Origin of the sequence: Novosphingobium sp. GV079, assembly GCF_003058045.1 — a bacterium.
In the GTDB taxonomy this organism is placed as follows: Bacteria; Pseudomonadota; Alphaproteobacteria; order Sphingomonadales; family Sphingomonadaceae; genus Novosphingobium; species Novosphingobium capsulatum.
This window is the reverse complement of sequence record NZ_QBUE01000006.1, coordinates 148,141-161,389: the sequence shown is the minus strand read 5'-3', so window position 1 is coordinate 161,389 and position 13,249 is coordinate 148,141. Positions and strand designations below refer to the sequence as shown.

Sequence of the window (13,249 nt, the reverse complement as noted above, 5' to 3'; positions counted from 1 at the left end):
AGGATGCTGCCGGTCTGGTCGAGCGCGGGCCTTGCGACAATTGCAGGCGGGGATTGACGCATTGCAGAATCGGCCACACACATTCGCCCCGTGATGGCAGACCCCGATCTTCCCCCGTCCGGCCGTGTGGCCGATAATACCGCTGCAGGCCTTCCGCCCGACATCGCGGGCCGCGCTGGCCAAGCCACCATCCGCCTGCTGTTCCTGACGGCGCTGTTCACCGCGTTGGAGGACGTGGGCAAGCGCATCGACCCGCTGCTGCGCGAACACGGCATGTTCCGCGCCCAGCTTGAGACACCCTACGAAACCGTGCCTTTGCACCGCTATGTTGCCCTGCTCGAGGCGGCCGCCGCGCGCTTCGATCGGCCGGCGCTGGGGCTGGCGATGGGCGCGGCCTTTGGGCTTGCCGACCTTGGCCCGTTCTACGCGCTGCTGCGCGCGGCCGGCTCGTTGCGCGGCGCGCTCGATTACCTCGTGTTGTTCCAGTCGCGCCTGCAGACGCGCACGCTGTTCGATAGCCGCCGCGACGCCGAGACCACCACCTATAGCTACCGCATCGAGGACTCGGCGATCTGGCCGCGCGTGCAGGATGCCGAGTTTGCCCTGGCAAGCTACGTGACTCTCATCCGCCAGCTCACCCACGCGCGGTGGACACCCGTTGCGGTGCACCTGGAGCACGCGGTGACAGGACGCGAGGCCGCGCTGGCGCAGGCCTTTCGCGCACCGGTGAGTGGCAACCAGGTGACCAACGCGCTGGTGCTGCGCAACGAAGACCTTGATCGCCCGCTGCCGAGCGCCGTGCCGGCCGAGGACCGCAAGCTGCGCACCATCCTCGAATGGCACTTGCTGGCTTTGATGGGCCCCGAGGCGACCCCGGCAGAAAGTTTTGTGGAGTTGACGCGCGACATCATCGGGCGCTGGCTGGGCCGAACCCACGTCGATTGCGCGTCGGTTGCGGCGGAGATGAAGCTGTCGGAACGCTCGCTGCGTCGCCGCCTGGCCGAGGAAGGCACCTCATTCCGCGACCTGCTGCAACAAGCCCGCCAGGCCCGCGCGCAGACGATGCTGGGCAAGTCGGGTATCTCGTTGACCGTCGCGGCCGAACAGCTCGGCTACGCCGATACCGCCGCTTTCTCGCGCGCGTTCAAGGAATGGACGGGGGTTTCACCGGGTCGCTTCCTGCGCCGGGATGAAGAGGGGTAGGGACAGGCACGGGTGGTTGCCGGCCGCTCAGTCCTCGCTGCGCAGGTTGGCGGTCATCGCAGCGAGCACGCGGCGGCATGTTTCGAGGTCGGCCGCGGGGATGTTTCGCGCCAGGGTTGCGGCATGCTCTTCCATGCGCGGCCAAGCCGCCACGAGTGCGGCGCGGCCGGCGGCGGTAAGCACGATTTCGCGCCGGCGCTGGTCGCCCGGCGGGGTGCGCCGCTCGACCAAGCCCGCCGCGACCATCGCCTCTACGGTGCGGCTGGCGGTGGACTGGTCGGCAAAGGTGCGCGCGGCGATTTCGTTGATGGTGAGGCCGTCCTCGATGTGCAGCACCGAGAGCGTACGCACCAGCACGAGGCTGAGCCCGCTGGCAGCCAGACGCCGGGCCTGTGCGGCCTGGCCCAGATTGGCGAGGCGGTTGATCGCATAGCCAAGATTGGCCTCAAGGTCTTCGGGGCGAGTGGGAAGGCTCATGCCAGCGCCACAGCGATCCGGCCGAGCGCTACAGATCGGGCAGGGGGTGAATGGGCGGGCGCTTCAGTCATGGTCGCCGGTTATTATCGCGAGCCGGGCGGCGCAGGCAAGCCGGCTCATGCCGCTACGACAGCTCCCATGAACGAGGCGATCGTGCGGATCAGCCCGTCGAGATCCTTGTCCTCGCCATCGCGCACCGCGGTCTCACGCAGGCGGCGGGCCCAGTCGGCCGCATCATCGCGCCCGGCGAGGGTCTCGATCGTGGCGATCACGCGGTCAAACTTGGACAGTCCGCGCGCGTGGGTGTCGGAATAGCCTTTTACCAGGCGGCGGCAGCGCAGCGCCTCGACCCCCAGTGCGTAGTCGATTGCCACCAGCCGCGTGGCCAGCGCCAGCCACGCGTCGCGGTGCGCCACTTCCTGACGGTGGCGCAGCGAGCTGCGTCGCAGCCGCCTGAGGCCGGCGACCGCATAGAGCGTAAGGAACCACCCGACCGAATAGGTGCGCACGCGCCGGCCCTTGCTGATGCGCCGGTCGATCGCGCGGAAGAGCCGGGGGCGGCGCGTCAGCCAGTCGGCCAGCGGGGCTGGCAGGATGCCGGCGACCTCTTCCAGCCGTGGGTGCATGTATTCGGTAGTCTGGAGCAGCGTGCCTCGCGCGGCGTTCGCTTCGGCGGCGATGCGGGCATGGCGGCCACTGCGTGTCTTGAGATCGGCGACGCGCACGATGTCATCATAGGCCATGGCCTGGGCGAGATATTTGGCCGCCTCGCGGGTGAAGGCATGGTCGCGCTCTGCTCCTCCGGCGGCAAGATCCACCGTGTGGAGCTGCTCGAGCAGCCCGCAATAGTCGCGTCCATAGGCAGGGTCCTGGAAGTCCACCACCTTGGCGAGGCCGGCGCGCGCCATCGCATGAACGCCGGGAGGCAGCCGCTCGATTAGCCGTGACGCAAGCGGGCCGCAGTGCGCGTCAACGGGCGCGGGTTCGGGGCTGGCGACTGCCAAAGCTGGGGACGGTGCCTCTTCCCCGGCAGCGCGGGCAAACGCTGCATCGAACGTGCGGATCGAGGCGGCCACGCCTTTGCCATCGGCGGCAATCACCGCGTGATAGGCCTCGCGCGCGAAGGGCAGTACGCCGCTGCCCGCCAGCGCGCCGAACAGCGCGGAGGAAATGACGCTGCCGTTGGCGACGGCGAGCGCGTTCATGTCGAAGACGATGCGCGCACGCGCGGTGGCACCGATCGCCTCGTGGACCACGCCGCTGTCGGCGATGCCGTCGCCCGGCGCGCTCTTCTCTCCGATCGACAGCGCGCGGTGGTACGAGGCGATCAGCGTGGTGCGCCCCGGCGTGACGATGCCGCGCAGGATCGAGCGGCCCGCCTCCATGAATTCCGACGCCAGCACCACGTCGACATCGCCCGGCGTGGGCATCTGCGCCAGCACCGGCTTGCGACCGCCACGCATAGGCATCATCTCGACATAATAGATCGTGGCGCCGGTGCGCTGCGCCACACCGGGCACCGAGGTGGATTGCGCCACCCAGCCCGCCGCCTCGGCCAGCGCGACAATCCAGCTCGTCAGCACGCCACCGCCCTGGCCGCCCATGGCAACGATGGCGATGGCGATGGGGCGTTCGGTGGCCTCACCGGCGGGGGCAAGCGGCAGGCGCAGAATTTCGGTCGGCATCATGCGGCTCCGGCAAGGGGACGCGCACGGTCGCGGCGCGCCTGGAGGTAGGTGATAAGGCCCATGGCGACACGCGCGCGGGCGCGGTCCCACCAGGTTGGGTTGTGGATCACGTCGGCGCGATAGAACGAGGGGCACAGCACCGCGGCCTCGGACACTTCGCCGCAGTTGCCGCAGCCCACACACGTATTGTCGATCGTGACCACCGGATCATCGCGCAGCGGGTCGTCCAGCTGTTTGACCGACAGCGATGGGCAGCCAGACAGGCGTATGCAGGCGTGGTCGCCGGTGCATATGTCCTCATCGACGCCGAAGCGCTCCTTGACCACGCGCGTGCCGCTCCTAATCGCCTTGGCCACCTGCGGCTTCACCCGGCGCTGCTTGTTGAGCATGCATTCGGAACTGGCGATGATGACCTTGGGGCCTTCCTCCGGGGTGGTCAGGGCCTCGGTGAGCACCGCCTTCATCCGGCCGACGTCGTAGGTGCGATCGACCTCGCGTATCCACGTGGCGCCAATGCCCGCGACGGCTTTGGCGATCGGGTTGTTGGTCTTGCGGCTGGCGTTGCTGGCGCGCGACGAGAGGATGTCCTGCCCGCCGGTGGCCGAGGAATAGAAGTTGTCGACGATCAGGAACACGCCGTCGTGCTTGTTGAAAACCGCGTTGCCGATCCCGCTGGTCAGGCCGTTGTGCCAGAAGCCGCCGTCTCCCATCACCGCGATCGAACGCTTGCCCGTGGTCTTGCGTCCGAACGCTGCGGCCGAGGCGCCGCCGAGGCCGAACCCCATCGTGGTGTTGCCGATGTTGAATGGCGGCAGGATCGAGAAAAGGTGGCAGCCGATGTCGGCCGAGACGTGGTGCGCGCCGCGTTCCTGGTCGACCAACTTCATCGCGGCGAAGATGGGGCGTTCCGGGCAGCCGGTGCACAATCCTGGCGGACGCGCCGGCACCGTCTCGCGCAAGCGGGCCACGACCGGCAGGTCGAGGGCAGGGCGTGCATCGGGCAACGGCGGGCGATTGCCCAGCAGGCGTGGCGCCTCGGTTGCAAGGAATGCGTCAATGCCCGCAAGGATCGCCTGCACCGAATAGTCCCCTGCCATCGGCAGCACGTCCTTGCCGCGCACGCGGGTGGTCAGGCCTTGGCGATTGGCGATGGTGTTGACCGCCTGCTCGAGATAGTCGGGCTGCCCTTCCTCGACCATCAGGATCGCCTTTTTGCCATTGGCAAAGGCAACGATTTCGCTGTCTATCAGTGGATAGGTGACGTTGAGTACGTAGAGCGGCACCCGCGTGTTGCCATAGGCATCGGAAAGCCCGAGGTACTGCAGTGCGCGGATCACGTTGTTGTACATGCCACCTTGCAGCACGATCCCCACCGGCGGCGCCCCGTCTGAATCGTCCTCAGGGCCGAACCACTCGTTGAGGCGATTGTCGCGCACAAACGCGATCGCGGCTGGAAGGCGCTGCGCGATCTTCTCGTGTTCGTGGGCATAGGCCGCCGGAGGCAGTACGATCCGGTCGAGATCGCGCTGGGGATGGGCGAGCGCATCCTCGAGCGTGAAGGCGGGGGCCACGTTGTCCTTGCACACAAAGGTACCATGCATGTGGCACGTGCGCACGCGTACCTCGAGCATGACCGGGGTGTTCGACGCCTCGGACAGTTGGAAGCCCTTCTCGATCAGGTCGACGATGCAGGCATGGTCGGGGCGCGGGTCGAGCAGCCACATTTGCGATTTCATCGCGAATGCGTGGGTGCGTTCCTGCATGATCGAGGAACCTTCACCGTAGTCCTCACCGATGATGACCATGGCTCCGCCAGTGACGCCGCCTGAGGCCAGGTTGGCGAGCGCGTCGGACGCAACGTTGGTGCCCACGGTCGATTTCCACGCCACCGCGCCGCGCAAGGGGTACATCACCGAGGCCGAGAGCATGGCCGCAGCGGTGGATTCGTTGGCCGAGCTTTGGAAGTTTACGCCCAACTCGCCGAGGATGTCCTGCGCATCGGCGAGGACGTCCATGAGGTGAGAGATCGGCGAGCCCTGATAGCCGCCAACATAGGCTACGCCCGCCTGAAGCAGGCCCTTGGTAATCGCGAGGATCGCTTCCCCACGAAATTCCTCGCCCGCCCCCAGCCGCAGATGCTCCACTTCACGTGCAAACGAACGCTCGGCCATTCCTGCCCTCCATATATATGCATGCGCATACATTTATATGGAGGGCATGTCAATCGGTGCGATGTGCACGACCGCCGCCGTCAGGCTGGGGCGAGGCGCAGATCGACGCGTTGGGCGTTGAACGAGAAGCCTGGCATGTACTGTTGCAGGAAGTGGGTCTCGATCGTGGCGCGCTCGGCAGGTGTACTGGCCTTGGCAAGGGCGGCATCGAGCAGCGCCTCGTCATGCCCAAAGGCGTGGATGCCGCGAAGGTCTGACCAAACCAGCCAGAAAGAGCGCCCATCGGCTGCGATCCAGCCCGGCGCGATCTGCGGGGCATAGGCGCGCGCGTGCTGGTCTCCGCCTGGGCACCAGGCTGCTTCCTCGTGGATCTGGCGCCATGGTCCCCAGGGTGAGGGGGATACCCACAGCCCGAAATAGCTGGACCTGCCGAATTCTGTTCCGTCGGCCCCCACGCCAATGCCCGCGCTCGCCATCATGTAGACCCCGAGTGGGGCGTTGTAGACTACGCTCGGCAGCCAGCTTTCGACCACGAGGTCGCCGGGGAAGAGGTTGGCATGGTTGACCCAGCCGGGCGGAAAGCGGTGCACCGGGCGGCGTGCGGCAATGTCGGCCGACCAGATCGGCTGGCCCATGGCGTCCCGACCCGCAAAGAAGCGGTAGGCCGCGCGATCGGTCACGGCATCGACTGGCACGCGCAGCAATAGCAGATGGTTCATCCGCCCATCGGTGTTGCCATCGAGCCCATAGAGCATGAGCCAACCACCGGGAGCGGGGGGCTGCCCGCGCATCTGCTGGAGGAAGGTCAGCAGCGAAAGCGCACCGTCGGGCTCGTCGAAAAAAGTGAAGGGCCCGCGTCGCTGCTCGGCCCAGTCCTCCCACACCACGGGGGTAGTGCCGTCGCGGTTCCGCCAGGTTGTGCCGCCGTCGTCCGACAGGATCAGCTTGGCCCCGCGCCAGCGCTGCGGGCGATCCCGGGCGGCATCGTGCGTGGCGACGAACTGATAGATTCGCTGCCCGACCTGGATCACGCCGTGGCCATAATAGCGTGGCGCGTCGGGCCGGGCGTCGCGATCGAGATCGGGATAGCCCGGCAGCATGGCGAAGCGCGGCGCGGGCGGGTTGCCCGAAACGGTCCACAGCCGGGTGTTGTAGAAGGTGGTGGGCGGGTTGTTCCAGCCCGGCCCATCATTGACCACGACGAGCTGCGTGCCGTCAGGGCGCAGCGTCATCTTGTAGCCGTCGCCCAGGCCACCGAGGCGCACGATCGTGTCCTCGCGCCGTACCGCGCCGATGACCTGGCGGTGCGCCGGGTTCGCACTGGCCGGCGTGGGCATGCCGGCCATGCCGGTGGCCAGGCTCGCCAGCGATCCTTGCAGGAACGTGCGCCGGTCACTCATCGTCTTGGGCTCCTCCGCCATGGAAATCCGGGCCAGCCGCGCGCGACCGGCCCGGCGGTGCAGACCCGCGACGGCCTACTTGATCTCGTCGGTGTCCTTCATCTCGACCGTGCCGTCGCTGGTCACCTTGAACAGCGGGTCCTCGCGGTCGCAGAAGTATTCCTGCATCTCGTAGGTGGGGTTGCGCTTGTACCCATAGGTGAAGCGATAGGGCTCGATCAGCATCTTGGGATCATCGATGGTGATCTGGTCTTCCATGAGATTCGGACCAGTGCGACGGATGCGCTCGGTGATCGTCATCTCGGCACTGTGCGGGATCTCGAAGAACCGCACGTCCTCCTTCACCCCACGCGTGGTCACGACAAGTGTGTCACCCTCCCAGCGGCCGGTGGCAAGACCGTAGAACGAGGGATTGATGTCATCGAGCGCGGGCTGTTGGCGGCCAAGGTAGATGCGCCGGGTCTGGGTGAGAAATTCGGCGAGCACGGTGACCCGGCCCGGCGTCTGGAGAATTTCGAGCGGAAAGATCGCGCCCATGATTGCCGGCATGCCTTCGGGCAGGCACTGCGTGCTGGGATCGACCAGCGGCTTGCCCGCCTTGAGTGCGGCATCGCGCTTGGCGCGCTGGGCCTTCCATTGGCTGGCATAGGGTTCGCGCAGTTTCGGCCCGTCGCCGGGCACCGGCAATTCACGGAACGTGTTCTCGTCGCCGGCGAAGGGATCGGGATAGAGCTCCCACACGCCGCTGATGTCGGGCTGCGCGTTGGCGGCGGCAGGTTTTGCCGGAGCAGGGCGGCTTGCATGGGCCGGTGCCGCAGTGGCACTGCCGGCGATCAGCGCGGCGGCGCAGGCGGCCAATAGGATGGAGGGGCGCAGGTGCATAGTGATCTCCCTGCGCGGCGCATCACATGCGCCGCGTCGTTGGCATTTTTGGTGTGGGCGCTGTGGTCGTCTCGACAGCCGCGCCGGCCTTACCAGCCGCTCAGCGTGCGCCCGTCGGCGACCTTGATGGTCTTGAGCATGCCGCCGGGCTTGCCATTGCGAAGCGGGTAGAAGGCGATATCCACCTTGTCGCCAGTCTTGAGCGTGTTGAACTTCCAGCCGACCTTGCTCATCATATTCACACTGCTGCATTCGAGCGCATAGCGCGTGACGGCGCCGCCCTCGTTGACATTGACCACCACGAAGGAATGCGGGTTGGTAAAGCGAAACTCGGCAACGGTGGCGCCGCGCTTGGTATCGATCCGGGTCTGGTCGAACATCGCGAAGGAATGGTGGGCAACAGCCGGGGTGGCGAGGGCCAGAATGACGATGCCGACGAGAGCGGCGGCCGTCTTGCTGATCCGGATCATGGGTAAGCTCCTCTTGTGTGGCGTCTGGGCGCTGGGCCGGGCGGCGGCGGTGTGCATTCGGCTGGTTCAGCCCTTGTCCGCCCGCGTTTCGGCAACCGTGCAACCGGTAATGCAACGCTGGCGGACAGTGACGGCTCGCGCGACGGGATTACTGTTGTGAAACCGTTACAAGCACTGCATTCTGGGGCTGGCGGATCGGTATGACCGGCGCGCAATGGACTCCAGAATTCGCGCGAAGTTATTTCCAAATCGAAACAACATGCGTATTTAAGCATGCATTGTTGCATTTTTTGAGAGGCCTGTGCCAGCGATTCCGCCCCCAGATATACCACCCGATTCGCCCGCAGCGCCGCCCAACGGCGGGCGCGAAGATGCCGTCGGTGACGGCAGCGATACCGGCTTCGGCGTGGCAGTGGCACGGATGCGCGATGCACTCGAACGCAGCCGATCGGACAAGCTGCTTGCGCTGTTCGACCATCTGGCGGCGCGGGCACGCGATGCCGCCGCCCCGTCCGAGGCGCAGATCGCTGCGGAGGTCTTTGCCGATGGACGCAGTGCAGCGCACCGCCCCGACGCCAACGTGCGGGTCTATGTCCACCGTCTGCGTCGTCTGATCGAGACCGAGTTTGCCCACGAACCGGGCCCTAGGCTGCACCTGCCGGTAGGCACCTATCGCCTGATGTTGGTCGATGCCGCAATGCCTGCACAGCATCAAGGCGCGATCACTGCGCAGCCGCCGGTTGTACTGCCCGGCACCGGCCCGACGCGACCCTGGGTGATAGCCCTCGTCGCCGTCCTGGCCGTGGTCGCTCTCGTGCTGGGCAGCGCGCTGGTGGTGCGCTGGCAGCGCGGGGCGGGTGACAGGCTTGAAGGCACCGCGCCATGGTCGGCGTTGGCCGGGGCATCGCGACCGATCACCGTGGTGATGGGAGACTATTACTTCTTCGCCGAAACCCCCGCTTCGGGCATGCCGGCGCGCTTGGTTTGGGATCATGCCGTCCCCACGCGCGAGGATCTGATCATTTTCCAGATGCTCAACCCCCAGACTGCCAGCGCCGTGACAGACCGCGATCAGCACTATGTTACCAGCGCGACGATGACGGCAGCGGCCACGATCCGTGCGGCGTTGCTGCGCGACCCGGCCTTCGCCCAGCGCCCGATCCGCCTGATCGCTGCCTCGCAGCTGACGCCCGACGTGCTCAAGGTTTCCGACGTGGTCTATGTCGGGCAGTTGAGCGGCATTGGCGCGCTGCTGCGCGATCCGCTGGCGCAGGCCTCGGGCTTTCGCCTCGATGCCGGGCTCGACAGCTTGGTCGATGCGCAGGGCGGCAAGCCCTATCACAGCGACGGATTGGAACTGCGCGACCAACGCATCGCGCGGCGCGATTATGGCTACCTTGCCTGCCTGCCCGGCCCGGCGGGTAATACCGTGCTGGTGATCGCCGCGCTGCGCGATCCAGGCCTGCGCGAGATGGCGGATCTTGCCACCGATACAGGGCGGCTACGCGGCCTGCGGCAGGGACGGATCGGGTGTGGCGGCGGGTTCGAGGCACTGTTCCAAGTGCGCACGCTGGGCAATGCCAACCTGGGCGCAAGTCTGGTGGTCGATCGTCCCACCCGATCGCAGGGCATCTGGGACAACGCCGCCCCTGCGCCCGAGTATCACCCGATCGCGGCCACTACGGCCCCGGTACACTGAAACGACACGGCATGGCCACCAGATCGGGCGCGGCCGCATTCGCCGCGTTCGGGGCCGAATGCGCCATTGGGCCCGCCGTGGCCCGCGGGCATCGTGGGCAGCATGAACCAGACCCTGTTTCGCGGGCAAAGGCCCGTTCGTTTCAAGACGCACTCTTCCACCATCCCGGCGCTGCTGGTGCTGGTCGCGGCGGTTGCGGCGTTGGCGATCGTCCGGCCAAGCCGTGCCGAGACGTTCGCCACCCCTCCGGCCGCCGACGACCCGGTGGCGCGCGCGGTGGAGGCCGAACGCGCGCGTGGCGACGTGCCCGGCATCGCCATCGCCATCGTCAAGGACGGAGTGCCGCTGCGAGTCGAGGGCTTCGGTATCGCCAACCTTGAACATGGCGTGCCAGTGCATGCCGATACGCTGTTCAAGACCGGGGCGCTGGGCATGCAGTTCACCGCGGCCGGCGTGCTGCGGCTGGCCGAACAGGGCCGCCTCGATCTTGACCGATCGATCCGGGCAATCCTGCCCGAACTGCCCGCGCGCTGGCAGCCTGTCACAGTGCGGCAGATGCTGTCCCACACCTCCGGGTTGCCGGCGACGCCCAACGGTGATTTCCGCGTAGAATATACCGATGCGCAGATGCTCGACATCATCGCGCACGAAGATCTCAACTTCGCCGCCGGCACGCGCTGGCGGTTTGGCTATGTCGATTACGTGGTGCTGGGGCAGGCGATCCGGCGGATCACCGGGCGGCCCTATGCCGCCTACCTTGCCCAAGAAGTCTTTGCCCCTGCGGGCATGACGCGTGCGCGTGGGATCGACGAATTGGCGATCATCCCTGGCCGCGCCGCCGGCTACGAGCGCCGTGACGGACAGTTGCGCAACGCCGAATGGATCTCTGCCGCAGCCAATTCCACCGCCGATGGCTCGCTTTACCTGTCGGCGTTGGACTATGCCGCCTGGGCCGGGGCGATGAGTCGGGGCGCCGTGCTGTCGCCGCGGTCGTGGGCGCAAATGGGCGAGGCCGCACGCCTGCCCGGTGGCGCAACCTGTGGCTATGGCCTGGGCTGGTATGTCGATGGGCGCACCTGGTGGCATGGCGGCAGCTGGCAGGGTTTCCAGACATTTGCCATCCGCTATGGTGCGCAAGGTCTGACCGTGGCGGTACTCGCCAACGGCGAGGGCGCCGACGCCGAGACGCTGGCACGCCTGATCGCCGCGCTGACCGTGCCGGCGCTGGCCCGGCCAAAGGCAGAGCCGCTGCCCGACCGGGCGACCGCGCCGGTGGCGGCGATGAACGCGCGGGTGCGCAAAGTGCTGGGCGCCATTGCGGAAAACCGCGTGGAGCCCGCTGCCTTCGCCCACTATGCCGCGCTCGATCTCAAGGAGATGGTGGGGCAATATGCCGGGGTGGTAGCGCCGCTTGGCCGGCTGGAGGCGCTCGCGCCCTTCGCGCACACCAGTGCCTGCGGCGGTCCGGCCTGGCGCTATCGCGCGCGCTATGACGGCGGAATTGTCGATGTGACGCTGGCGACAACGGCGGACGATCGCATCACGGACCTGGCGATCACGCCCGTCGCGGCGTGGGACGCGCCGCTCTGACAGATCCGGGCCTAGCCACCCGCGTGCAGCATGCCCTGCCATTCCGCCCAGATCGGGCGTTCGAGCTGCAGCAGGTCGGTCGATCGGGCATACCAGCCGCCGCCATGCATGCGCGCGATAAGGTTCATCGCCAGTGTATTTACATGGAGCCGCGCGGGATCGACGAGGTCGTCGCGGACGTGAAAGCGCACCACTTCGCCCAGCACGATTGTCGATGTACCCGCCTCGATCGCCTGGAACAGCCGGCATTCCATCGACACCGGTGCGCTGGCGATCCGCGGTGGGGCAATCGCGGTGCTGGCGGCGACGGCAACGCCTGCCGCGGCCAACTCGTCACAGTCGGGCGGGGCGTCGATGCAGGTGAAGTTCATTGCTGCGGCATCGTGTTCGGCCACCAGATTGACCACGAATTCGCGCGTGGTGAGGATGTTGTGCGCGCTGTCCTTGTGCGTGCCATCGGGGCGGCGCATCAGGCCGACCGCGACCAGAGGCGGTGCCGCACCCATCATGTTGAAGAAACTGTAGGGGGCGGCGTTGCGCACGCCTTGCGGAGATTGCGTGGTGAGCCAGGCGATCGGGCGCGGGGTGATCGCAGCGGCCATCAGCTTGTAGCGGGAGGGCGCGTCGAGATTGGTGAAATCGAACTGCATCGGCGTCATGCCCCTGGCAAAGTGGTTGAAGCGGCGCGCTCGTTGGCGGGCCCGGTGTCGAAGCAGACCGGCTGCCGCGCGGTTGCATCGACATGCAGCGAGAACACGTCGGGGCGGGCGTAATGCCCGGCCACGTCGAAATCGAACTTGCCGCGGATCACCTCGTCGGGATCGATGTCGGCATAGAGGATGGTATCGGGCGTATAGTCGGGCCCGGCGAGCACGCGGCCCAGCGGTGAGACGATCATCGAACCGCCGCGCAACAGCACGGTTTCGGGGGCGTTGCCCAGCGTACAGTCGAAATCGGCCGGGTAGGCACCGCGCGTAATGTGCTGGCAGGCCGAGAGCACGTAAGCGCGGCCCTCCAGCGCGATGTGCTGCATCGAAGCTGGCCAGGTATCGCGGTCATCGGCCGTGGGGGCGCAGTAGAGCGTCACGCCCTGGCCGTACATCGCCATGCGCAGCATCGGCATGTAGTTTTCCCAGCAGATGACTGCGCCGATCCGGCCAAGCGGCGTGTCGATCACCGGCAGCGTCGAGCCGTCGCCAAAGCCCCAGATCAGGCGTTCGGCGCCCGTCGGCATGAGCTTGCGGTGCTTGCCCACCAAGCCGCGTTCGCCGTCGAGGAACAGCGCGGTGCAATAGACGGTGCCGCCGTCGCGCTCGATCACGCCGATCACCACGAAGGCGCCGGTCTCGCGCACTGCCTCGGCCAGGAGTGCGACCTCGGGGCCATCGAGCGCAATCGCGTTGGCGTGATAGCGGCGGTAATCCTCGCGTCCCTCGGGCCGGCGCAGACCCACGGGCGCGCCGAAAGTGGCCCCTTTGGGATAGCCGCCGATGAATGCCTCGGGAAAGACGACCAGCCGCGCGCCTTGGGCGGCTGCCTGCCGCACCCGCGCGGCCGCGCGTTCGGCCGAGGCCAGCGAATCATCGGGAACGGCGGCGGCCTGGACCACGGCGGCGCGAAACGGCTTTGTCATGCGGGGCTCCTCGGCAGGTGGCATTGCGCTGCAACT

At 67.2% G+C, this 13,249-nt stretch carries 11 protein-coding genes; 3 read left to right on the top strand and 8 right to left on the bottom strand.

The genetic code is table 11. The annotated features are described in order from the left end of the window. Positions 1-93 precede the first annotated feature (93 nt). Complete coding sequence (locus C8K14_RS10475; protein WP_107716620.1) at positions 94-1,203, top strand: AraC family transcriptional regulator; 1,110 nt, start codon at positions 94-96, stop codon at positions 1,201-1,203. Positions 1,204-1,230: 27 nt separating this feature from the next. Here the strand turns inward: C8K14_RS10475 and C8K14_RS10470 are convergent, their stop codons facing one another. The 6 genes from C8K14_RS10470 to C8K14_RS10445 form a co-directional block, all read right to left on the bottom strand. Then, entirely contained in the window at positions 1,231-1,680 is a 450-nt protein-coding gene (locus C8K14_RS10470) for a MarR family winged helix-turn-helix transcriptional regulator (protein WP_107716619.1), read from the bottom strand. Between the two features lie 116 nt (positions 1,681-1,796). Further along, a complete protein-coding gene (locus C8K14_RS10465) occupies positions 1,797-3,365 on the bottom strand; it encodes an indolepyruvate oxidoreductase subunit beta family protein (RefSeq protein ID WP_107716698.1) in 1,569 nt (522 codons plus the stop codon). Further along, positions 3,365-5,539: an indolepyruvate ferredoxin oxidoreductase subunit alpha gene (locus C8K14_RS10460; RefSeq protein WP_107716618.1), complete on the bottom strand. Its 2,175-nt coding sequence runs from the start codon at positions 5,537-5,539 to the stop codon at positions 3,365-3,367. Before C8K14_RS10460 ends, C8K14_RS10465 begins: the two co-directional genes overlap by 1 nt. Positions 5,540-5,619: 80 nt before the next feature. Further along, positions 5,620-6,939, bottom strand: coding sequence for a DUF4185 domain-containing protein (locus C8K14_RS10455; RefSeq protein WP_233251023.1), 1,320 nt, complete (start codon positions 6,937-6,939; stop codon positions 5,620-5,622). Between the two features lie 75 nt (positions 6,940-7,014). Continuing rightward, entirely contained in the window at positions 7,015-7,821 is an 807-nt protein-coding gene (locus C8K14_RS10450) for a hypothetical protein (protein WP_022678554.1), read from the bottom strand. A gap of 89 nt (positions 7,822-7,910) precedes the next feature. Next, positions 7,911-8,291: a DUF6152 family protein gene (locus C8K14_RS10445; RefSeq protein WP_054130410.1), complete on the bottom strand. Its 381-nt coding sequence runs from the start codon at positions 8,289-8,291 to the stop codon at positions 7,911-7,913. Positions 8,292-8,592: 301 nt separating this feature from the next. Between C8K14_RS10445 and C8K14_RS10440 the strand changes: the two genes are divergently transcribed. Together C8K14_RS10440 and C8K14_RS10435 are read left to right on the top strand one after the other, a co-directional pair. Then, entirely contained in the window at positions 8,593-9,990 is a 1,398-nt protein-coding gene (locus C8K14_RS10440; RefSeq protein ID WP_107716617.1) for a hypothetical protein, read from the top strand. A gap of 102 nt (positions 9,991-10,092) precedes the next feature. After that, positions 10,093-11,580, top strand: coding sequence for a serine hydrolase (locus C8K14_RS10435; RefSeq protein WP_107716616.1), 1,488 nt, complete (start codon positions 10,093-10,095; stop codon positions 11,578-11,580). 11 nt (positions 11,581-11,591) lie between these two features. On the opposite strand, the gene C8K14_RS10430 is transcribed toward C8K14_RS10435, so the two are convergent. Together C8K14_RS10430 and C8K14_RS10425 are read right to left on the bottom strand one after the other, a co-directional pair. Continuing rightward, the gene (locus C8K14_RS10430) at positions 11,592-12,239 is read right to left on the bottom strand and encodes a flavin reductase family protein (protein WP_233251022.1); all 648 of its coding nucleotides are present in this window, start codon (positions 12,237-12,239) and stop codon (positions 11,592-11,594) included. Then, entirely contained in the window at positions 12,236-13,213 is a 978-nt protein-coding gene (locus C8K14_RS10425; protein ID WP_107716615.1) for a carbon-nitrogen hydrolase family protein, read from the bottom strand. The genes C8K14_RS10430 and C8K14_RS10425 overlap by 4 nt, the downstream gene beginning before the upstream one ends. Positions 13,214-13,249 lie beyond the last annotated feature (36 nt).